Source organism: Clostridium pasteurianum DSM 525 = ATCC 6013 (assembly GCF_000807255.1).
GTDB lineage: Bacteria > Bacillota > Clostridia > Clostridiales > Clostridiaceae > Clostridium_I > Clostridium_I pasteurianum.
In genome coordinates this window covers 819001-842658 of record NZ_CP009268.1, presented here as the reverse complement: position 1 = coordinate 842658, position 23658 = coordinate 819001, and the positions used below count along the sequence as shown (strand labels likewise).

Annotated in this window: 26 protein-coding genes; 1 reads left to right on the top strand and 25 read right to left on the bottom strand. The window is 32.5% G+C overall.

Going from position 1 to position 23658, the window contains the following annotated elements; translation table 11 throughout:
* Nucleotides 1-41: 41 nt before the first annotated feature.
* From CLPA_RS03715 to CLPA_RS21580, 11 genes are all read right to left on the bottom strand, one after another.
* The gene (locus CLPA_RS03715; protein WP_003446342.1) at nt 42-896 is read right to left on the bottom strand and encodes a hypothetical protein; all 855 of its coding nucleotides are present in this window, start codon (nt 894-896) and stop codon (nt 42-44) included.
* 347 nt (nt 897-1243) lie between these two features.
* Nucleotides 1244-1891, bottom strand: a complete 648-nt coding sequence (locus CLPA_RS03710) for a DUF2625 family protein (RefSeq protein WP_003446344.1) — start codon at nt 1889-1891, stop codon at nt 1244-1246.
* Nucleotides 1892-1917: 26 nt separating this feature from the next.
* A complete protein-coding gene (locus CLPA_RS21060; RefSeq protein WP_155760351.1) occupies nt 1918-2055 on the bottom strand; it encodes a hypothetical protein in 138 nt (45 codons plus the stop codon).
* Nucleotides 2056-2260: 205 nt separating this feature from the next.
* Nucleotides 2261-2605 (bottom strand): hypothetical protein, encoded by a 345-nt coding sequence (locus CLPA_RS03700; protein WP_003446346.1) that lies wholly within the window; start codon nt 2603-2605, stop codon nt 2261-2263.
* 159 nt (nt 2606-2764) lie between these two features.
* Nucleotides 2765-3118 carry an immunity 53 family protein gene (locus CLPA_RS03695; protein ID WP_236900378.1) on the bottom strand — a complete coding sequence of 118 codons (354 nt, stop codon included), beginning with the start codon at nt 3116-3118 and terminating at the stop codon, nt 2765-2767.
* A gap of 40 nt (nt 3119-3158) precedes the next feature.
* Entirely contained in the window at nt 3159-4103 is a 945-nt protein-coding gene (locus tag CLPA_RS20015; RefSeq protein ID WP_472297988.1) for an RHS repeat-associated core domain-containing protein, read from the bottom strand.
* Between the two features lie 222 nt (nt 4104-4325).
* Nucleotides 4326-4673, bottom strand: coding sequence for a hypothetical protein (locus CLPA_RS03685; protein ID WP_003446349.1), 348 nt, complete (start codon nt 4671-4673; stop codon nt 4326-4328).
* Nucleotides 4642-5088 carry a DUF2691 family protein gene (locus tag CLPA_RS03680; protein ID WP_003446350.1) on the bottom strand — a complete coding sequence of 149 codons (447 nt, stop codon included), beginning with the start codon at nt 5086-5088 and terminating at the stop codon, nt 4642-4644. Before CLPA_RS03680 ends, CLPA_RS03685 begins: the two co-directional genes overlap by 32 nt.
* Nucleotides 5089-5200: 112 nt before the next feature.
* Entirely contained in the window at nt 5201-6082 is an 882-nt protein-coding gene (locus CLPA_RS03675) for an IS3 family transposase (protein ID WP_003441126.1), read from the bottom strand.
* A gap of 44 nt (nt 6083-6126) precedes the next feature.
* Complete coding sequence (locus CLPA_RS03670) at nt 6127-6456, bottom strand: transposase (RefSeq protein WP_003441125.1); 330 nt, start codon at nt 6454-6456, stop codon at nt 6127-6129.
* Nucleotides 6457-6481: 25 nt separating this feature from the next.
* Complete coding sequence (locus CLPA_RS21580; protein WP_257786242.1) at nt 6482-6961, bottom strand: RHS repeat-associated core domain-containing protein; 480 nt, start codon at nt 6959-6961, stop codon at nt 6482-6484.
* Here CLPA_RS21580 and CLPA_RS20325 point away from each other — a divergent pair.
* On the top strand, nt 6951-7184 hold the full coding sequence (locus CLPA_RS20325; protein WP_076719172.1) for a transposase: 234 nt from the start codon (nt 6951-6953) through the stop codon (nt 7182-7184). The two genes, CLPA_RS21580 and CLPA_RS20325, sit on opposite strands and share 11 nt — an antisense overlap.
* A gap of 189 nt (nt 7185-7373) precedes the next feature.
* On the opposite strand, the gene CLPA_RS03660 is transcribed toward CLPA_RS20325, so the two are convergent.
* The 14 genes from CLPA_RS03660 to CLPA_RS19995 all read right to left on the bottom strand — a co-directional run bounded on the left by CLPA_RS03660 (nt 7374) and on the right by CLPA_RS19995 (nt 23655).
* Nucleotides 7374-7715, bottom strand: coding sequence for a hypothetical protein (locus CLPA_RS03660; protein ID WP_003446352.1), 342 nt, complete (start codon nt 7713-7715; stop codon nt 7374-7376).
* Complete coding sequence (locus CLPA_RS21575; protein WP_236900406.1) at nt 7705-8568, bottom strand: RHS repeat-associated core domain-containing protein; 864 nt, start codon at nt 8566-8568, stop codon at nt 7705-7707. The genes CLPA_RS03660 and CLPA_RS21575 overlap by 11 nt, the downstream gene beginning before the upstream one ends.
* Before the next feature lie 439 nt (nt 8569-9007).
* Complete coding sequence (locus CLPA_RS03650) at nt 9008-9691, bottom strand: hypothetical protein (protein WP_003446354.1); 684 nt, start codon at nt 9689-9691, stop codon at nt 9008-9010.
* A 15-nt stretch (nt 9692-9706) separates the two neighbouring features.
* Nucleotides 9707-10777, bottom strand: a complete 1071-nt coding sequence (locus CLPA_RS03645) for an RHS repeat-associated core domain-containing protein (RefSeq protein ID WP_003446355.1) — start codon at nt 10775-10777, stop codon at nt 9707-9709.
* A 308-nt stretch (nt 10778-11085) separates the two neighbouring features.
* Nucleotides 11086-11445 (bottom strand): hypothetical protein, encoded by a 360-nt coding sequence (locus tag CLPA_RS03640; RefSeq protein ID WP_143756614.1) that lies wholly within the window; start codon nt 11443-11445, stop codon nt 11086-11088.
* Nucleotides 11445-11897 carry a hypothetical protein gene (locus tag CLPA_RS03635; protein WP_003446357.1) on the bottom strand — a complete coding sequence of 151 codons (453 nt, stop codon included), beginning with the start codon at nt 11895-11897 and terminating at the stop codon, nt 11445-11447. The genes CLPA_RS03640 and CLPA_RS03635 overlap by 1 nt, the downstream gene beginning before the upstream one ends.
* 35 nt (nt 11898-11932) lie before the next feature.
* Nucleotides 11933-12253 carry a hypothetical protein gene (locus CLPA_RS03630; protein ID WP_003446358.1) on the bottom strand — a complete coding sequence of 107 codons (321 nt, stop codon included), beginning with the start codon at nt 12251-12253 and terminating at the stop codon, nt 11933-11935.
* Nucleotides 12254-12256: 3 nt separating this feature from the next.
* Nucleotides 12257-13516, bottom strand: coding sequence for an RHS repeat-associated core domain-containing protein (locus CLPA_RS03625; RefSeq protein WP_003446359.1), 1260 nt, complete (start codon nt 13514-13516; stop codon nt 12257-12259).
* 307 nt (nt 13517-13823) lie between these two features.
* Complete coding sequence (locus CLPA_RS03620) at nt 13824-14135, bottom strand: hypothetical protein (RefSeq protein WP_003446360.1); 312 nt, start codon at nt 14133-14135, stop codon at nt 13824-13826.
* A 449-nt stretch (nt 14136-14584) separates the two neighbouring features.
* Entirely contained in the window at nt 14585-14938 is a 354-nt protein-coding gene (locus tag CLPA_RS03615; protein WP_236900377.1) for an immunity 53 family protein, read from the bottom strand.
* A gap of 40 nt (nt 14939-14978) precedes the next feature.
* Nucleotides 14979-15932 carry an RHS repeat-associated core domain-containing protein gene (locus CLPA_RS20000; RefSeq protein WP_472297987.1) on the bottom strand — a complete coding sequence of 318 codons (954 nt, stop codon included), beginning with the start codon at nt 15930-15932 and terminating at the stop codon, nt 14979-14981.
* Between the two features lie 297 nt (nt 15933-16229).
* A complete protein-coding gene (locus CLPA_RS03605; protein WP_004455405.1) occupies nt 16230-16730 on the bottom strand; it encodes a hypothetical protein in 501 nt (166 codons plus the stop codon).
* 39 nt (nt 16731-16769) lie between these two features.
* The gene (locus CLPA_RS21570) at nt 16770-18389 is read right to left on the bottom strand and encodes an RHS repeat-associated core domain-containing protein (protein WP_080751510.1); all 1620 of its coding nucleotides are present in this window, start codon (nt 18387-18389) and stop codon (nt 16770-16772) included.
* A complete protein-coding gene (locus CLPA_RS19995) occupies nt 18346-23655 on the bottom strand; it encodes a DNRLRE domain-containing protein (protein ID WP_004455407.1) in 5310 nt (1769 codons plus the stop codon). Before CLPA_RS19995 ends, CLPA_RS21570 begins: the two co-directional genes overlap by 44 nt.
* Nucleotides 23656-23658: the final 3 nt, after the last annotated feature.

Sequence of the window (23658 nt, the reverse complement as noted above, 5' to 3'; positions counted from 1 at the left end):
AGTATAAAAATAAGCTTTATTTAAAATAATAAATTTTGTAATTACTGTGGTAACACAGGATACACATAGGAAAATCTAATTTCTGGAATTAAGCTAAAAGTACCATAACTTTGAGATACGCTTCCATCAAGCTTGAATCTCCATTGGTTCTTTAAAATTTTATTGCTGGCAACAGGTACATCTGCAACATATGTGTACATAGATGTAGTAATCCATGAAGAATCCCCATCGATTTTTATACTTCTGTATTGATTACTTGCATAATTAGTTTTTGTACCATCTATAGAAAGATAATAAACAATTGCATTATTAGGTATTGTTGATATATTCCTAAGATCATAAGTAGCTTGAACTGAGCTTATTGTTGTAGTTAAAGTACATGGATTTAAAGCTTTGTACGTATATGAGCCTACATTATATGTAGGTTTACCTATTGAAAATCTATATTCACCTGTAGTTAAAGAACTAGATACTTTAACATAATAGTTACCTGATGTTGGAATACCTATACGATATGCTTTAAATCCCATAACACTATAATCTTTCTGGTATAAAACTGTAGAAATGAGATTTAGATTTTCATCATAAACATCAAAAATACCTGTTCCACTGAGTGCTGAACTATTAATAGATAAAATAGTATTCTCATCTGCTGGTAAATAAACCTTATACCAATCTTCGTCAGAAGTATCTGTAACATTTCCAATTACTGTATTCTGATTTTCATAATTTCCACTAATAACCTTAGCAGGGTCTACATTACATCTTTCTATAAGCTGCGCTTCACTAGCTGAACTATTTGGTTCTACTTCATTTACAGAAGTAGCAGCTAAGGCTATACTTCCAAATAAAAAAGTAAAACAAAAACTCATTGCAATAATTATAATTTTTTTCATTTAAAATCCCCCCCTAATATTGCTTAATAATATAACTATACACTCTATTTCTATTATCGTATTAATTTTAATAAACTAAAACATTTTTGGAATATAGTAACTAAATTTGCATATTAAAGCGGTTAATATTATGTACCTGTTTTTACATAGGATACTACCTGAGTTCCTGCCTTATCAAACAGTCCTATAATATCTCCTTGGGCGTTTCTTATATAATGGCAAAAAGATGACTAAATAAGTCATCTCCCATATAATAGGAACTTACTCCCCATTCATAATATTGATAAAAACTATTCTTTTATTAATTGTATCATTGTATTTCCATATATCTATAACAAGTAAATTTATTATAATCCTAGTCTTTTTTTATTTTCATTTGTTATTCCCCATAACTCCTCGATTGGTACAACTTTTCTTGATCGCTTCTCTATTTCTTCACTTTCTGCCCACAAGAAAGGATAATTTAATATCCCCATATCACCTGTCACTTTACTAGTTTCTTTTTCCCATTCTGCCCATCGAAATATTTCGTAAAATTTACTTATATCTCCTGTAAAAGTCCAATAAACAAAATCTGAAAACTTCAATTCCAAGTCTTCCCACTCCAATGTATCTGGGGCAAGATAGAATATATTACCTACTTCACCTTCAAAATATCCTCCATTTATTGCAAAAAAACCTCCAATTACATCATCTGCTACTAATAATGCTCCATCTAATTTTAACTTATTCCATATGGAAATATCCCTATTAAAATTATCTGCACCACTTCCCAATATTCTAACCCATCCATTTGCCACCAATATACCACCTGTATAGTACGATATAGCTCCCAATATAGATTTAGCTGTTACTTGTAAATCATATAATACTTTTTCAGCATTATTTTTATTTGCTGGCAAAAATTCAACTTTATTAGTAGATTCTCTTTTCCACTCTTGTAAAATATTCCAGGTTTCTTGAGATTTATCTATTAATTCATATATTGATTTCATATGTAAAACCACCTTCTATTATTTACTTAATCACCAATTTTAATTCTTACTCTTGTTCCATCTGGGAATGCTCTTAATTTATGACCTAATGCAGAACCAGCTCCTCTATTATCAGAAGGTGAAAATGGTCTTACACTCGCTCCCATTCCACCTTTTCTAAACATTGCTGAAGGATATTTATGTCTTGAAATAACAATTTTATTGATGAACTACTTCTATACAAATTCCTTAAAAAAGGTTTTAATTACAAAGAAACCAATAGATATATTTTAACCCATTAGTTTTCTTTGTAATTTGTATAATCTATTATTAAAAATTATATTGTGTATTCCTAACAATCTTATATAACATGACTCTAAATAATAATATTTACTTTCCTATTTTACCAGGTGATTTATCACCTGGTGCACTCCAATATTTCAAATCTTCCATGGCACGTTCTAAATCATCCATATCATCATCACCTAAAGTATCATCAAATTTTCCTGATAATATAGATCTTAACATTGCCAATCTATGAGTAACTCTCCATTCATCAATGAAACGAGTTGTCTCCTTTTCATATTCTCTATTGTCAAGATCTTTACCTTCTTCATGCATTATTCCATAATAAGATCCCATTTTATGTAATGATATTAAAATAAGTTCTATTTCTCTTAATGCTTTAATAAGGACATCTCCAGAAAATGTTATTTGTTCATTTGATTTTAACATTATATTACCTCCTAAGATAAAATTTAGGATTTATTATGTACAGTATTATCTTCTTTTACTTTATTTAGTTACAAATTACTAAAGTAAAAGTCAGCAAGTATTGGTCCAGTACCTGCTGACTTTTACTTAAATATAGAACTTATTATTATTAATAATTAATTATTTTTTATCAGTTTTAGTATTTAAATTTACCCATTCTCTAAATATATTCAATATTTCCCCTAAATTGTTCACTCCTCCATTTCCTTGAAAAACTTCATCAATGACATTACAATATACCCAATCAGTATCACTTCTAGATATATCAATAGTATCAAACTCTAAATTTTCTAATTTAGTATTAGTTAAATCTATATTTACCATCCATCCTGGGTTATCAAGATTAGAGATATTAACTCCATAAGAATGTTCCCAATCACCATCACAATTTTCTGCATACCAATTTTCTATCCATTTAAGTATGTTCATTACAACCATCTCCATTTGTAAAATTATATTATGCTTTTTACTCATTTATAGAATTTAAAAGTTATTTTTCTATTTTTTATAAATGTTATTTAGGTATTTCCCATGGTATTGGTTTTCTTATATCTCCAGGTGCCGTTTTATCATGAACATGTGGTAACATTCTTTCTTTAGTTACTTTATTAAAATGCGGTTCACCTATACCATCATAACGTTTCTCACTCTCAAAACCTGTTGTAGGATTTTTAGGGTTAGGTTTCCATGTTTCATAATTAGTTACTTTCCCAGTATCAGGACTTCTTTTAAATGTTGTATGAGGCCCCTCTGCTCTCGAATCTGGTTTAAGCTTATTTTTAGATCTTTTACCACCTGTAGGCTTTGATTTATTTTGTACACCTTTTTGTTGAGATACAGAGTTAGCAGTGTTGGAATTAGATTTAATAGTTTTATTCCCTCTACTAGAAGAAGATGAACTACTACTATCCGAATACGAAATATGACTATTTCTATAAGTTGCTACAGCCACAGACACCACTGCTACAACTATTAGGTCTACTGCTACTGCTAATATTACTGTTACTGCCACAGCAGCTAAGGGTGAAATAACAAAAGCCGCTGCTAATAATCCCCAAAACTCTCCATTTGGATCATCTCTATTTACAGGATTGTTACCACAATATGCAAACATATTGCATGACAACAATTCTCCAGGAGTTCCTATATAACTATCAGCATTTATAAATCTTCCCAATTCAGCGTTATAATAACGGGTCTGTAAGTAGTACAACCCTGTCTCACCATCATACCTATAACCCCTATACCTGTATGGATTTTTAGCTCCTACAGTTGAAGCCAGAGTTCCTGTGGTGGATATTAGTTTTCCCCAAGTATCATAAGTATAAGCTACTACCTGAGTTCCTGCTTTATCAAACAGTCCTATGATATCTCCTTGGGCATTTCTTATATAGTAGTACTCTGTTCCATTTAGGTTCATACTTATAAGATCGCCTTCACTGTCATAGGTATAGTAGATTTTGTCTGTACCATTGCTCTCATAGGTTACCTTGTCACCTTCAAGATGGTAATTTGTTGTAACTCCATTTACTACCTTTTGAGTCCTTATGCCTGCATCATTGTACTTTCCTGATGACTAGTGTCTGTAACCTCCACCTTTTCTGGGTGGAGCTAACATTCACACGTCCCTAGATAATTCATCTAAAACTTAGTGGAAGTAAAGATTTCCACTAAGTAAGATTCATTGATATCTTATGCTCTTTCCATTACCTGATATGGTCTTTACCTGTCTTCCCTCTTCCCAGGTATAGCTGTAGGTTCCATCGTTAAGTGGATTTCCTATGGCATCATAGCTTATGTTTTTACCATTATAGCTGGTTAATTTATCCTTCCAGTTGGAATCTCCATAGCCGTAGTTTACTGTCTTTGTAGCCGCTCCTAGAGTTCCTGCAGTATATGCATATTCTACTTTGCTTCTTATATTTCCTCCTGCATTATAGGTATATACTATAGTTTTATTTAGTACAGCATTATCTTCTCTGGTTACTTCGTATGGCTTAGAAAATATTGAAATATTTTCTACTATCATTTTCTTTTGTTAATATATTTATATCCTTGAATGAAAAAAGTTTACAATTTTTCATCATAACATTTATTATACTTATATCTTTACAGTATACTTCACAGTAAATTGAATCCACGATAAATAATACAATTTCACAAGAGCTATTTAAAAAATCCTCATAATTATCAATATTTCTTATTTGGGATTTACATTTAAAAGCTTTAATATCAGCATATACAATATAATATTTCTCTTTATTAATATTATTAAGAAATTTCTGCCCACTGATGATTCTATTGTTAAATTCTTTTGTATCATCTTCATATAAAATCTCACTATCACATATATCCCAAACAAAACTATCTAAGTTAATATCCATAAATAATTTATATAGATAGTCATTATATTCATTAGATATTTTAAAAGAAATACCTCTCATAGAAACCTCCTTATACAACTCATATAATTATTTAAAGTTTATCTTAGTTTGACGGCCGGATTAACCCCTTCATTTTGGACAAAACATAATAAATTCTTTGATTTTCTTAGAATTAGACCCTTATTTCAATACCAGTTAGATTTTCTCTAAAATGAAGGGTATAAAATTCATTTGGTGACATAAAACCTAAGCTTGAATGTATTCTTCTGTCATTATATCGAACCATAAAATCGTTTACTGCCTCATAGGCTTGTGCATAAGTTTCAAATTCATTATTTTTAAAACATTCATCCTCAAGTATTCGGTGAAATGATTCTATATGAGCATTTTTATTTGGTGTTTTTACTGGTATTCTCTCGTGTTCTACCTTGATTTCCTCACAGCATTCACTAAATTTATAACTTACAAACTGTGGTCCGTTATCTGTTCTTATTACAGGCTTGTTAACTCCTTCCTCAAATAGATTTCTTCTTATTAAACATTTTCTTAATAATGCTGACGCATCTTTAGCTTCACAGTGAAATCCCATGTGATAATCAATAATACTTCTATCAAAAATATCAATTAGGTTTAACAAGTAGAAGAATTTATCTTGACCATGAATATAACCATACTTTATATCCATTTCCCAAAGCTGATTGGAACCTGTTATAATTCTGTTAGCTGCAATAGTTTTTTTCACTTTAGGTTTGATAACTCTTTGATCTTTAAGTATGCCAAGCTCCTTGCAAAGCCTGTAAACCTTCTTAGGATTAATTATAAGATTATAATATTTTCGCAGATGATAAGTTATTTTTCTATAACCATAATTAATGGCATCACCATCAATTGACTCAATAATAAACTCTTTAATAAGGTCATCACATACCTTTTGATTCTTTTTATTTAGGCTGTATCCTCTAGGCTTACCGCCTTTAGGTTTTGATTTTTGTTTGCCTTCAACACTTAAATTATAGTAATATGTTGATCTAAGAAGCCTAACTGTTTTAAGCACAAAAACTGCGTTATATCCTTGATGTATATATTTTTTAGCTATTGCTACTTTATCTTTAATTGAGGGTTTGCTTTTTTTATTAAATCTTTAAGGATAGCTATTTCTAAATCTTTTTCACCTAAAATCTTTTTAAGATGATCATTCTCTTTTGTTACTTCTGTAATTTCACTTTCAAACTCTTTTTGTCCCTCAACTAAAGCCTTTCTTCCTGGCTTAACCTTAATCTCATCCTTATTCTCAGATTTCTTTATCCAAGTAAATATGGTTGATTTTGATATACCATGTCTTCTTGATACTAAAGAAACATTTCCTACATCCTTTACTTCTCTCAATATTTCTTCTTTTAATTCTTTTGTATAACTTTTGCCTTTCATAACTTTCCTCCAATCACTTTCTACATTATATTAAATGTATAGGCAATTGTCCAAGATTATTTCGGGGCTTAAGAGATAAAACTGCTTCTGCTTTATCTGCTACCCACGCAGTGACTTTAGACAATGCATTAGACACTCCTCTTTTAATTTTAGACAATCCACTTTTTATATCGTTCCATGTAGGCCAATTACCACTAGGATCAGACATATTAACTTGATTATTCATGCAGTAAGCAAATACATTATGAGATAGCAAATTCCCTACATTTCCACCATAGGCATCCGCATTTATAAACCTTCCCCATTCAGCATTATAATATCTTGCATTTAAGTAGTACAACCCTGTCTCACCATCATACCTATAGCCCCTATACCTGTATGGATTCTTAGCGCCTACAGTTGAAGCTAGAGTTCCTGTGGTTGATATGAGCTTACCCCAAGTATCGTAAGTATAGGCTACTGCCTGAGTTCTTGTAGTATCTGCATATTCTACTTTGCTTCTTATATTTCCTCCTGCATCGTGTATATACTATAGTTTAATATGGGACAATTACAGAATCCACAAAGCAAAAAATATCGAAGAATTCGCACAGTTACATAATAAAGAATTGTTTCTGATTAATTTACCAACATATTCCCCTATGCTAAACCCACAAGAAAATGTATGGGAATGCCTTAAAGATACATGCTTTCAGTGTAAAGCTCGAAAAACTATTTCTCGATTGTAATTCAGATAAAATGCATTCTGTTATGAAACCTCTTGTTAATGCCAAAAGTTACTATAAACAATTTAGTATTGAACTTGGATATCTATAGTTACACATTATTAAAGTAAAGGTCAGCAAGTATTGTTCTAATACTTGCTGACCTTATTGCTAATATTTTAAGTTCTTATATGTTTCCTCTATATTTATTTCTTACTTTGGTATATATTTAGATGCTATTTTTATTATTGCAATTCCTACAATAAAGAATCCTACTAAACCACCTATTATCATGTACATATTTCCTATATATGTACCTACTATTCCTATAAAAACAGGCAACATAGGAAGAAATAGAATTAAAGCTCCTAAATAATGCTTTTTGTATATAAGATACATTATAATACTTAAAAAAATCACTATACATATAGCAATAACTATAAGACTTGATTTATGTTCACTAATACCTAAATATTTATATAAAAAACCGCTAATTGTAAATCCTACAAATACTCCTGCAAAAGATAACCTTTGTAAAAGTTTTTTATGATCCATTTTTTTCTTTCCTCCTGTAATACCAATCCGTTATTGCATTTGCTCCCTTATCTATAAATACACCTACTACTACTCCAGCTACAAATACTCCTGCTCCAACTGCAAGTACTGGTAATCCAAAAGATATAGCAATTCCTCCTACTGCACCTAATATCATCCCTGCACCAACTCCAATGGCTCCAGCAAGAAAATTAATACCAGCACCAACATATTTTTTATCACTTGCACTTTCATACATATCAATACCAGTAAATATTACACTTCCTACCCCAACCTTTTTTGCAGTAAATTTTGCCGCTCTGGCGGCAGCACCTGGTGTAGTTACATATTTCTGGATAGTCAGCTTTCCAGTGGACACAAATCCCCTAGTAGTTTTAGATATATATTTTTTTGCTGCATGTTCTCCAGCTTTATCTATTCCTCCAGATGTACTTCCCTTCAAATATGGATTATTCATTATTCTTGAAACAGTGGATTTAACACTCTTAACAACAGCAGTTGATGCTTTGACAACTACGGTAACAACTGTCTTAACAATATTTTTAACAACACTTTTTGCTGCTTTGATTATACCACTAAAGCTAGGCCAATTACCACTAAAGCTAGGCCAATTACCACTAAAGCTAGGCCAATTACCACTAGGATCAGACATATTAACTGGATTATTCATGCAATAAGCAAACATATTATGAGATAGCAAATCTCCTACATTTCCACCATAAGCATCAGCATTAATAAACCTGCCCCACTCAGCATTATAATACCTTGCATTTAAGTAGTACAACCCTGTCTCACCATCATACCTATAGCCCCTATACCTGTATGGATTCTTAGCCCCTACAGTTGAAGCCAGAGTTCCTGTGGTGGATATTAGTTTTCCCCAAGTATCGTAAGTATAAGCTACTACCTGAGTTCCTGCCTTATCAAACAGTCCATATCTCCTTGGGCATTTCTTATATAGTAGTACTCTGTTCCATTTAGGTTCATACTTATAAGATCGCCTTCACTGTCATAGGTGTAGTAGATTTTGTCTGTGCCATTGCTCTCAAAAGAAAAGAGAAGAACACTTTCTCTACTGTCCTTCTCTAACTTTAACTTTGTTTTACATTGAAATTTTTCTTTAACTATATTTACAATCCTCTTAAGTTATTCTTTTAATTTTAACTTATTACAACAAATTCCTGTATCAATATATTATACTTTATCACTGTAAATTTAATTCTAAAAAGTTTACTTAATAATTCATTCATAAACTTATATTCCTTACAAAAAGATTGTTAATATATTTTACATTAATTTTCCCATTGTATCCCTATTTCTTCAAAAGAAATTTTGCTTTCATATAATCCTTCTTTATCCTCTGTACCTATTTTATCTATTTCTTTCTCAGATAAAGTTATTATTTCATTAGGAGAATTTTCTTTTCTCTTATATATACTTATTAATAAATCAACCTGCTTCTGTGTCATCTCGTAATATTCTTTCCATTCATTAATGGCTTTATCTATTTCCATCATTTGTACTTCTAATAAAAACCCCCCATTTTCTTTAAAATCATTAATTTTATCATTTGAAAAGCCATCATTTTCATCCCCCCAAAATGCTGTTGTTATAACAGGAATAGTTTTTCCATTAATATCTTCAAGCAGATATTGTAATGCTTCTTCTTCTGATAATTTTATAATATCTTGTGGAACCCCATTAAAATATTGAATATATTTTAATACTCCATCTTTATTATTTAATCTCTCACTATTATCATTTCTAAAAGCACCCACATAATATTTATCACTAAAAGTTATAGTTCCTCTAGTTCCAGAACTATCCTGAGTACTATAATTCATTCCATCCCATGAATGTTCATTTGACATTTCTGGATAATGTGCAACCATTATAGCATGAGCAATAGATGCCAATATACATCCTTGCCAAAGTTGTTCTTTTTTACATGGAATCTTATAAAAATTACTATTCACATTTTTCACTCCTCTTTATTTATCCCATTTCAATCTATTCAAATGACGTGAGATTACTCTAGCATTATCATAACCATTTGTACCACCTTTAGATTTAGGTATTATATGATCAATTTGCCACTCATTTGCTGGAGGTGTTACACCTTTTTTGCTTTTTTCAGGTTTTACAAGATTAGGATAAAAATCCGAACTATCATCTGATTTAACTTTTCCTCCATTTCTTTTTTTATTTTCTTCAATTACTTTCTTCTTTTGAGTTGGTGTAAAATCTTTTCCACTAGAAACTCCCTTTGGATTCTCCAAATGAGAATACGGTCCTGGCTTTACATTATTGGATTTTGTTGACGAACTACTTCTTCCTTTAGATGATCCAGAGCTTTTAGAAGAAGATGAACTACTACTATCCGAATAAGAAATATGACTATTTCTATAAGTTGCTACAGCCACAGATACCACAGCTACAACTATTAGAGCTACTGCTACTGCTAATATTACTGTTACTGCCACAGCAGCTAACGGTGAAATAACAAAAGCCGCTGCTAATAATCCCCAAAACTCTCCATTTGGATCATCTCTATTTACAGGATTATTACTACAATATGCAAACATATTGCATGATAACAATTCTCCGGGAGTTCCTATATAACTATCCGCATTTATAAATCTTCCCCATTCAGCGTTGTAGTAACGGGTCTGTAAATAGTACAATCCTGTCTCACCATCATACCTATAGCCCCTATACCTGTATGGATTCTTAGCTCCTACAGTTGAAGCGAGAGTTCCTGTCATAGATGCTAGTTTTCCCCAAGTATCATAAACACAAGCTACTACCTGAGTTCCTGCTTTATCAAACAGTCCTATGATATCTCCTTGGGCATTTCTTATATAGTAGTACTCTGTTCCATTTAGGTTCATACTTATAAGATCGCCTTCACTGTCATAGGTATAGTAGATTTTGTCTGTACCATTGCTCTCATAGGTTACCTTGTCACCTTCAAGATGATAATTAGTGGTAACTCCATTTACTACCTTTTGAGTCCTTATGCCTGCATCATTGTATTTGTAGCTTTTGTTCTGTCTATTCAATTTGTTTTATATATCTTTTAACAAATTTAAAATTAACTATTTCATATTACAAGCAACATACAATTCTTTTAGTCTAATATTTAAAATAGAAGACAGCTTTTATATAAATTAATAAAAGCTGTCTTCATACTTGTTATATTTTTACTATTATTTATCAATCTTTATATCATATTCATAACTTACCTGTTAATTGATTAAATCCCACTAGAACCTAATCTCAAATCTTCCAATATTCACTTTTATAAAATTCAATGTTTTTTCTTCCTTTAGATAGTTCTAATCTTATTTATTTAATATAATTTATTATACTATTTATGTCTATTCTTATTATAATTATTAATAAATTTAGTAATTATAGGTAGTGCAATAAATATTGATATAAATCCAATTGTAGATACTATATCATTATGAAAATACTCACCTATTACCATAACTATAAAAGGTAACATAGCCAAAAGTGTTACTAATCCTACCACATATTCTTTTTTATACAATATGCCTAATGTAGCAACTACTGCAATTAACACACCTAATCCCATGATTATTATTGTTGCATCTCTACCATATCTAGAAACTATAAATCTATTAAAAGCCATTGATATAAAAATTAAAGATATGGAAAGAGGTATCATACTCTTTTTTAACTTTTCTCCTATTTTTCTCATCATTAACTCCCGTATATTTCTTCTCTTTTTCTACTTATTCTATTATCTATATAAGCACCTACTGCAACAGTTGCACCAAAAGCAATTGCAGAACCTAGTATTACTGGTAGTCCTATAGTTGCTGCAACGGACGTTACTAATGCTCCTATTACAATTCCTGCTGCAACTCCAGCAATTCCACCAACTAAATCAAGTGCTGCACCCTTATACTGCTTATTACTTACGCTTGTAAGAATATCTTTAGCAGTAAACGCAATTGTTGCTGCACCAACATGTTTTGCTGCACCTTTTGAAACCCTGGCAGCGGCACCTGGCGTAGTTACATACTTCTGGAGAGTAAGTTTTCCAGTAGACACAAATCCTCTTGTAGTTTTAGGTATATATTTCTCTGCCTTTTTTTCTACATACTTATCTATTCCTCCAGACACTGTTCCCTTTAAATATGGATTATTCATTACTGATGAAACAGCCGATTTAACAGTAAATCTTACTATTTTATATCATTTCCAAAATCGGTTAATACTTTTCCTTGTGCAACTTGAGCTGGTCCGTCATATATAATAAACTTTTTTCCACTTTTTAAAAGGTATCTCGGTGCTTGCTCGAATAGATATCTTAATTTTCCAAAATATAAGTATTTGTTAACACTTTCTGTAATTATTATCTCAGCAGTCCATTGAGGCAATTTTTCGCCTTCTTCATCAAATTTAATTTGAGTACAAAATCGTATACCATCTCTTGGTATGCGTTTTAATTGATATTTTTCTCTAAACCATTTTATCTCCACTTTTACATATTCGATATTAGCCATTTTCTATTTCACCGTCCCATAATCTATAATAATTGCATTCATATATGGAACAGTTCCATTATATGCTGGACCAATTCCATCTAAATATGGATTGTAGTACATACCATTCAATGCTTTTGTTGGTATAGTTATTTGAATAATCTTATATCCATTAGGATTTAAAGCTTTTCCCCATTTTTCAGCATTAATTGAATTCGTAGCAAACCATTTTGTATCCATAACATTTGGCCTTTCTGGAGCATAATTTGAAAATTTCCCACCAGACTTTGTAAATCTATTATATTCAACATAATCCATTGCCCTATATAATTTTGTTGTGGGTTGTTCTTTTTTATTTGTATTAGTAATAGTCTTTGCTTTAGTTTTAGCTTTACTTTTTGAAGATGACGATTTTGGTGATATCGCTTTAGCAAGTTGCACTCCTTCATATACTAAAGCAGCAGTAGCTACTACTGCTATTCCAACAACAGCTATTAAAGGTAACTCCACTATTGTTGCCACAGTTGCTATTACTGTAGCAACAACTCTCGCAGCAACACTAAGTAAAGCGGGAATTCCCCATTGCCCACTAGGATCAGACATATTTACTGGATTGTTCATGCAGTAAGCAAATACATTATGAGATAGCAAATTCCCTACATTTCCACCATAGGCATCCGCATTAATAAACCTTCCCCACTCAGCATTGTAATACCTTGCATTTAAGTAGTACAACCCTGTTTCACCATCATACCTATAGCCCCTATACCTGTATGGATTCTTAGCTCCTACAGTTGAAGCTAGAGTTCCTGTGGTGGATATTAATTTTCCCCAAGTATCATAAGTATAACTTACAACTTGAGTTCCATTCTTATCAAACAGTCCTATGATATCTCCCTGGACATTTCTTATATAGTAGTACTCTGTTCCACTCAGGTTCATACTTATAAGATCGCCTTCACTGTCATAGGTATAGTAGATTTTGTCTGTGCCATTGCTCTCATAGGTTACCTTGTCACCTTCAAGATGGTAATTTGTTGTAACTCCATTTACTACCTTTTGGGTTCTTATGCCTGCATCATTGTATTTATAGCTTATGCTCTTTCCACTACCTGATATGGTCTTTAGCTGTCTTCCTTCTTCCCAGGTATAGCTGTAGGTTCCATCGTTAAGTGGATTTCCTATGGCATCATAGCTTATGTTTTTGCCGTTATAGCTGGTTAATTTATCCTTCCAGTTGGAATCCCCATAACCGTAGTTTACTGTCTTTGTAGCTGCTGCCAAAGTTCCGTAGTATATGCATATTCTACTTTGCTTCTTATATTTCCTCCTGCATCGTAGGTATTATTCAATACAGCATTATCTTCTTTTATTTTATTGGGTTACAAATTATAAAAGTAAAAATCAGCAAGTATTATTCCAATACCTGCTGACTTATCACTAATATTTTAAGTTTTTATATATTTTCTCCATATTTATTTGTTATTTCAGTATATATTTGAATAATATTTTCATTATTACAATTAATATAATAAAGAATTCTACTATATACCCCCAAAATACTATGTTTACAATAATGAATTGTTATAAATCATCCACGTTGCTTCTTCCATGCAGAGCCTTTTTGCTCTCTCCATGCAGAGCCTTTTTGCTCTCTCCATGCTACCCATCCTAGTGGAAGATTTGAAACCTCTTCAACAGAATTATCAATATCAACTATTTTTTCCAAACTCACTATCATTGCATCTTCTTCGTTAACATCTGTTCCATCAAGAAATTGCCACATCCTATCTTCCTCATCATGCCAAACCGATAATATAGGATTTATATTGTTAATAATATTTCTTGTAGTTATTACCATTACATTGGGTTCATCTGAAAACACCCAGTTACTTATTGCCATTATTTAAACCTCCTTCACCATAGGTATATATACTATAGTTTTATTTAATACAGCATTATCTTCTCTGATTATTTCATTCAGTTCGTTGTAAGTATCATTTCAGTTTTTACAGGTGGCGTATTGGACTTTGTTACTTTAGTTATACACTCCAATATTTCAAATCTTCCATAGCACGTTCTAAATCATCCATGTCATCATTACCTAAAGTATCATCAAACTTTCCTGATAATATAGATCTTACCATTGCCAATCTATGAGTAACTCTCCATTCATCAATGAAACGAGTTGTCTCCTCTATATTACCTCCTCGGATAGAATTTGGGATTTATTATCAATGCGGCATTATCTTCTTTTACTTAATTTAGCTACAAATTATTAGTAAAAGTCAGCAAATATCGCTCCAATACCTGCTGACTTATTACTTAAATATAGAACTTATTAATAATTAATTATTTTTTATCAATTTCAGTATTTAAATTTACCCATTCTCTAAATATATTCAATATTTCTTCTAAATTGTTGGCTCCTCCATTTCCTTGAAAAACTTCATCAATGACATTACAATATACCCAATCAGTATCACTTCTAGATATATCAATAGTATCAAACTTTAAATTTTCTAATTTAGTATTAGTTAAATCTATATTTACCATCCATCCTGGGTTATCAAGATTAGAAATATTAACTCCATAAGAATGTTCCCAATCACCATCACAATTTTCTGCATACCAATTTCCTATCCATTTAAGTATGTTCATTACAATCATCTCCATTTGTAAAATTATATTATGCTTTTTACTCATTTATAGAATTTAAAAGTTATTTTTCTATTTTTTATAAATGTTATTTAGGTATTTCCCATGGTATTGGTTTTCTTATATCTCCAGGTGCCGTTTTATCATGAACATGTGGTAACATTCTTTCTTTAGTTACTTTATTAAAATGCGGTTCACCTATACCATCATAACGTTTCTCACTCTCAAAACCTGTTGTAGGATTTTTAGGGTTAGGTTTCCATGTTTCATAATTAGTTACTTTCCCAGTATCAGGACTTCTTTTAAAGGTTGTATGAGGTCCTTCTGCCCTCGAATCTGGTTTAAGCTTATTTTTAGATCTTTTACCACCTGTGGGCTTCGATTTATTTTGTACACCTTTTTGCTGTGATCCAGAATTGGCAGTATTAGAGTTAGATTTAATAGTTTTATTTCCACTACTAGAAGACGATGAACCACTGGAACTACTACTATCCGAATAAGAAATATGACTATTTCTATAAGTTGCTACAGCCACAGATACTACAGCTACAACTATTAGAGCTACTGCTACTGCTAATATTACTGTTACTGCCACAGCAGCTAAGGGTGAAATAGCCAAACCTGCTACTAATAAACCCCAAAACTCTCCATTTGGATCATCTCTATTTACAGGATTATTACCACAATATGCAAACATATTGCATGATAACAATTCTCCAGGAGTTCCTATATAACTATCAGCATTAATAAATCTTCCCCATTCAGCGTTGTAGTAACGAGTCTGTAAATAGTACAAACCACTCTCACCATCATACCTATAGCCCCTATACCTGTATGGATTCTTAGCTCCTACAGTTGAAGCGAGGGTTCCTGTTGTTGATATTAGTTTTCCCCAAGTATCGTAAATATAGGCTACTACCTGAGTTCCTGCCTTATCAAACAGTCCTATGATATCTCCCTGGGCATTTCTTATATAGTAGTATTCAGTACCATTTAGGTTCATACTTATGAGGTAGCCTTCGCTGTCATAGGTATAGTAGATTTTATCTGTGCCGTTGCTCTCATAGGTTACCTTGTCACCTTCAAGATGATAATTTGTTGTAACTCCATTTACTACCTTTTGGGTTCTTATAATAAGGCACTACTTCCAGTCATCTTCTAGCATATCTATGATCATAACATAAATTGGCAGTTTCTATTCTCTACAATTGCCTTCAGTAAAATAAAAATCAACAGTATGTTCGCACCTGTTGACTTTTATTTTACTATTCTAGACTTTTATATGTTTTTCATTTGTATTCATTATTCTTAGATATAGATACAAATTTTAATGCACTAACTAATTTTTTATTTCAACTATAGAAATTTTTTCGAAATGTACCAAAATGGTAGCTCCTGATGCAAAAAGTATCTCATGGGACAACGTTTTTTCATCTATTTGAAAAAATTCATCATATCCATAATCATCAAATCCTCTATATTTTCTTCTTTTTCTTTCATATATATCAAACTCTTGCTCATAATTAATAGCGATTTTTTTTATTTTATTGTATATGATGTTCCATGTGTGTTCCTTATTACTAATAACTATACTAACAGATACTGGATCTTTATATCCATTTTCTCCATGAATTATTTCAAAATTTTTAAGATTATAATCATGAAATCCTTCTTGATCCATATATATTTTTAAAAACTTTTTTGGCAACAATTTTTTTACATTTTCAAATATGTTACAATATTCTTCAAGATTAATTTCCCACTTATCACTTGCACTTTCTCTTTCTTTTTCTGATTCACTATTTATTCCACACCACAATTCATCCGTAAAATATTTCATACTGTTTTCTCCTCATAATTCTTCATATAGTTATTTATATTATGGAGCTACCGCATTAGCGGGTATTGTCCACCATAATGGCGGTGCAAGTGAAGGTGCCATTCTAATACCCCTATACACTAAATAAGTAGCTCCACCTGCTACTACTTTATTTAAATTACGTTTTAACTCGTTTGCATCCCAATCCCAACCTTCTTTTTCTTTTAAAAGATCTCTTATTTTTCTTGGTGGACTAGGTAATCCATAAGGATTTTCTAATTTTCTTCTACCACCATCAACATCTTGTTGATACTTTTTCCCACCACCTTCTACATGTACGTGTTCTTTCTCTCTCGTTGCCACTCCTCCCTTATCACGTCGATAACTCCATCCTTTCTTTAACTCCCTCATTTTAGCATTTACAATAGGTTTTTGCACTGAATTATTTACACCAATTATAGTTGAAACTACAGTAGCTACTGCTACTACCACTGTTGCCACTGCTACAATCCTAGTAATTACATTTACAAAAGTATTTATAACTTTCTTAGCAGCCTTAATTATATTACTAAAACTAGGCCAATTACCACTAGGATCCGACATATTAACTGGATTATTTAAACAATATACAAACATATTGTGTGATATTAATTCACCAATACTCCCTACAGCTGCATCAGCATTAATAAACCTGCCCCACTCAGCATTATAATACCTTGCATTTAAGTAGTACAACCCTGTCTCACCATCATACCTATAGCCCCTATACCTGTATGGATTCTTAACTCCTACAGTTGAAGCTAGAGTTCCTGTGGTTGATATGAGCTTTCCCCAGGTATCGTAGGTATAGGCTACTACCTGAGTTCCTGCCTTATCAAACAGTCCTATTATATCTCCTTGGGCATTTCTTATATAGTAGTACTCTGTTCCATTTAGGTTCATACTTATAAGATCGCCTTCGCTGTCATAGGTGTAGTAGATTTTGTCTGTGCCATTGCTCTCATAGGTTACCTTGTCACCTTCAAGATGATAATTGGTGGTAACTCCATTTACTACCTTTTGGGTTCTTATTCCTGCATCATTGTATTTGTAGCTTATGCTCTTTCCACCACCTGATATGGTCTTTAGCTGTCTTCCTTCTTCCCAGGTATAGCTGTAGGTTCCATCGTTAAGTGGATTTCCTATGGCATCATAGCTTATGTTTTTGCCGTTATAGCTGGTTAACTTATCCTTCCAGTTGGAATCTCCATAGCCGTAGTTTATTGTCTTTGTAGCCGCTCCCAGAGTTCCTGTAGTATATGCATATTCTACTTTGGTTCTTATATTTCCTCCTGCATCGTAGGTATATACTATAGTTTTATTCAGTACAGCATTATCTTCTCTGGTTACTTCATTCAATTCATTATAAGTGTATTTTATGGTCTTTCCATTTTCAGTTATAGTCTGTATGTTTCCGTTGGCGTCATAAGTATAGGATATCTGTTTTCCATTATTGTTTATTGTTCCTATCTTTGCTGAGTTCTTTGAATCTGCTCCTGGCTTTATTATGAATATTCTCAGTGCTTCAAGTCTTAAGCCTTGCCCTGTGGTTCCTGCAATCTGACCATCCTGCACTGGTGCCTGCCAGCCTAAATTTTCAATCTGTGCCTGATACCATACGTGATAACCTGCCGTGTGCATTCACTAGATTTATCTTTATTGCCTGAATTTCATTACTTGGTCCTATTGTTCCTGCTGTAGTTCCTCCATACACAGGGTTTTGCCAGCCTATATTGGAAACATGAGTCTGATATTGTATTTTTATTTTTGACAAAGGGTTATTAGTATCTGTAGGTACATTGGTTAAGCTTATATTCGTCTGCTGATATTTTGCTCCCTGACCTACAGTTCCTGAAATTTCTCCATCGGTTTTTGCTGCCTGCCAGCCTGAATTTTCTATATAGCCCTTATAGCTGACACCAATTTTTGAAGCCATAGCCCCCGGCAGATATCCATAGTTTATATTATACTGGGCAGTACCTGTTTTTACTATACTGCTTGTCAATCTTCCTAGACCATCATAATTATTATTATATTCACTGCTGCCATATTTTACGGCTGTAGGTCTGTCATCCTTGTCATAGCTGTAATTAGTAGTATGATTTACATTGTCCACCTTATCATTTACAGAACTTATATTATTGTTTGCATCATAGTTATAGCTAAGCTCATTTCCCTTTGAATCCGATACCTTTACCAATCGGTCAGATATATCATAAATGTATCTATAATCTGTGTTGTTTACCAAATCCTTATGGTAAGCAAGATTCCCCGATGCATCATACTGATAGGTATATCTTGGTTTTTCCACAACTATTTTTATTGCCTCTATTCTAAGATTCCGTCCTACTGTTCCAGCTATATCTCCATCCTTTACAGGATCCATCCATCCCATTCCCTGTACATGAACCTGATATCGTACACTATAGCCTGCAGGTGCACCCTCCAGCTGTATTTTTATTGCCTCTAATCTCAGTCCTTGTCCTATAGTTCCTGCTTCACCGCCATCATAAACCCAGTTCTGCCAGCCTACATTTTGTACATGAGCCTGATACTTTATTTTCATTCCAGATACAGGTGTAGTAAGCTTTACTTTTAGTGCTTCAAGCCTTAAGCCTTGACCTGTAGTTCCAGCAGTATTAAAATCACTAACCCAAGGCTGCCAGCCTATATTTTGCACCTGTGCATCATAGGTTACTCCAACAGAACTGTCTCCACTAACCATCTTAGCTGTGACTCTGTCAAGATTATCGTAAGCACTGCTAACTGATTGTCCATTACCATAAGTGGACTTCATAAGGATGCTTGTCCTTGGCTCATAGGTATTTGTTATAAGATTTTGATTCCCCACAGAAACACTAGTATTATTTCCCAAGGAATCATAGGCAAAGTTGTAGCTAAAGCCATTATGAGTAATCTGTTTTATTTTATCATTTTCGTAACTGTAGTTATTTGTTATCTGCTGTCCTCCCACTGTTTTACTTACCCCAGTAAGTCTATCCATGCCATCGTAACTATTATTTGTAGTACTTCCTTTTGCATCTGTTGAGCTAGTTAACAATCCCTTTGTTTCATCATAATTGTAACTTACTTTATTTCCAAGACTATCTGTTAAGGATTTAATGTAATTTCCGCTGGGAGTATACTCTGCTTTTGTCTGAATATAATTTGCACCATCTCCTATTCTTGTACTTACAGGATTTCCATAGTTATCATAGTTAAAGCTGTAATTGGTTCCAGCCGCTGATATTGCCCTTGTTACATTATGCTTACCATCATATTCATATTTAAAGGAATTTCCCTTAGGATCTAAAGATTTCACTAAATTATTGTTACCATTGTACTCAAAAGTTGAATTCTGCTTTGCAAGACTTGAAGTAGAAATCACATTACCTTTAGAGTCATACTGATAGCTTTGTCCAAATTCTTCCTTATACAATTGTGCACCATCAAAATATGCTGTGTTTGCATTGTTTCCATAGAGGTAATATATATCTATTCTTGAGTAATCCGACTTTGCAATACACTTTCCTGAAGCATACTGCCATGCATCTGAAGCCTTATTAAACTCAAAGGTAACCCACTGAGCAGTACTTCCATTAATAAAAGCTGCCTGTATCTGAAAGTTTCCTCCTGGTACAGAATAACCCTTTGCAAAGGCTCCAAGAGAATATACATCCCCAGCTTTTCCCTTTACTTTAATAGATTGTCCAATACGCTTTTCTACTCCTCTGGCCCCATTAACCCTAAATACATCATTATTTAAATTGCTAGGATGATCTGCATCTGTAGATACCATCATTCCATCTCCAGCAGAGCTATTTGTTCCAGAAGTACCCCATCTATTTGGTGCCGTTCCCGTTCCAGATATATCTCCTAGATCAATGAGATTATACCTGTTTGCAATACTGCCTTCTTCAAGCTGTAAACTATCAAAGTAGGCTGTTCCAGTTTCCTGAAGCATACTTATTCTGGTTAATACCTTTGTATCTGAAGCATCATTAGGAAGTGTAAAACTAAGTTCTACTCTCTTCCAATCAGTATTCCCATTTATATACTTTGAATCAATGGATTTATATGCACCAGTTTTATCCTTATAATAAAAGCTTAAAGTTGTACCTTTTCCGTTAGTATTGGATACTCCTACAGTTTTTACATAAGCTGAAAAGGTATAGGTTTTTCCCTTAGTTAAGTTGTTCCATTGGTCATAAAACTGTCTGCTTACATTATCTGTCTTTGTAATTTTTATACTTTGACTGCCCAGATAACTGGCTTCTGTACTAAAGCTGCTGCTGCCATTACCTCCATCTTTACTGGCTGACCAAGAGTCTGTACCTTCAAGTTCATGATTAGATAATAAATTTATTACAGTTTTTTCAAGCTTAGATTGTGATGTAAGTTTTGTATTATTTGTGGCATCCCCATATTGATAATATTCTGCACTGTCATCACTATCCTTTATGGAAATAGTCTTTCCATTGTTGTCAAACTGATATATGTTTTTTCTTCCTTTAACATCTGTAAAGGTCGTACTATTATTTCCATAGGATATACTCAGTTCATCACCCAATGTTCCATTGTTATTAGCTTCTATGACTTTGCTTACCCTATAAGGAGCTATTCCATAGTATTCATAGGACATTTTATACCCATCATAATTTACTGCCTTATTCATATTATGATTTCCATCATAGCTATAAGTTGAATTCTTTCCATCTGAATAGGTTATTAGTGTTAAATTACCATTTCCATCATAATTATATCCTGTGGTTCTGCCGGAAGGTTCTACAATAGTTGTAAGTATACCCGAGGATACATAAGTTAAAGTAGTGGATCTTCCTGCTCCATCTGTAATTTTAGTTACATTTCTTACACCATTATGAGAAGTACTTCCATAGGTAAAGGTCATGGTATTTCCATTGGCATCCTTCATATATTTTAAATCATTGGTACCTGAATTGAAATTTGCCCTATTGTCATCTTTATCTTTTATAGTAATAGTTCCATCTGATTCCTTTATAAGCGTCAAACCCAAATTCAATTCATCACTGATTTGTGATGCACTGGAGTTTTTAAAATAATGCCTTGTACCATCTTCATCGGTGTATCTATAGTATTGAACTCCGCTTATAGTCTGAAGTTCCACTCTTTGACTTACGTTAAGTCTCCATCCATTTCCATAACCAATATTTGAATTTCTGTCATTACTGTTGAAAACATGATTTATGGATACGGGCATTCTGCTGCCACTCATACTCACATCATTATGTGTAAATATGAAATTCCCATTGTAGTCATTCACATAGGAAGTTCCAGCCCTGCCTGCACTCTGGGAATGATAGCTCCAGTAATTTTCTATACCCGTATTATTCACATAAAAAAATGAAGCTTGAGGTCTTGCTCCTGAATAGGCATCCCCTACATCTGAGGACCAAAAGGCACTATAGCCTCCACCAGAATCCTGCTCTAGCATTAATCCATAGTTATTTCCATTTGTAAACCATTGCTTGGCAATAGAAGTTATATTCCAAGATTTCCATGTGTCCTGTCCAGGATTATTCACTAGTGCAAAATCCTCTATACGGGAATCATAGCTTGGCTGACTTCCCCAATTTATATTTTTAGGATCAAAATTTGTATTAACCTTATGTACATTAACTTGATTTCCAGGATTACTGCTGTAATTGTAAGCATAAGCTAAATTAAGCTGTGCATTTGTTATCATATCTCCAGTAGAAAGCTGAGGAAGATCAAATTTAATATAGGTTTTTGTAAGTCCCACATTTCCAGGTGTTTGTCCTGTTCTTACAAAGATATTATTCCATTTGTTGCTGGAATCAATAGAAGCAACAAAGGTATCATGTATGCTGTTTACATTAAGTGAAGTCTGCATAGAAGGATCTATAGTTACAGGATATACCCTTTCACTGCTGTGAAGCCAGGACTTGTCCGGTATTACAGTTAACGCATAGCCTTCCTTTGTTTCTTTCAGTGTAATATCTATAGACTCGCTGGTATTTCCCACTTTATCATACATAAAAGGTGTATCTATTTTAAATACTGCCTTTGATTTATCCTTTGAATCATAGAATATTATAGATTTGTCCTCTTGAAGCACAGGTACAACATTACTTACCTTCAAATTAAAATTAAATACTGCATTATCTATCTTCTTATTAAGCAAAATATTTTCTTTAACATTATTTCCACTGATCACATACTGCAAATCTACATCTTTATATATGCTGGAAAATTTTACTGAAGAAGTGACACTTTTTAAAGTTTTAGTTTTTTCATTGCTAACTAAAGTCTTTTTAGCTTCATCTTTGTCTTTTACTTCAGCTTCTTTTAATTCCGTATCCTTTTTAACTTCCTCTTCCACAGTTTTATCTATTTCACTATTAAGTTTATTCTCATCTACTTTAGCTATATCTGCCTCTGCAGTACCAGCATCAGATAAATTCCAGGATACATTATATTTATCCTTTTGAATTTCCATAAGCTTTTCTGTTGAAGAATTTTTAGAGATTTTTACTTTAAAATCATTTTGTTTATTTTGTAAATATTTATTAGACTTTCCCTTTTGATCTTTTTCACTTTTCTCTTCTAAAGTGTTGTCTATATCTTTCCATGTACCATTATCTAAATAATGTACAGGAGTTTTATAAAGTGCAATTTCATAACTTCCATCATCCTTTTGAAAACTTTTGGAATCCTTAGTCCTTTTTTCTGATAATTCCTTAATAATCTTACCTATTTTTTTCTTTTTAATTTTCCCATTATTCTGAATATTATTTGCATTAATCTTTTTATTTACTTCATTTTCTCCATATACCTTCTCCGGTAATATTGAAAACAGTAAAAAGATAATCAGAATCACAGAAATGACTTTTTTATCTTTTCTCATATT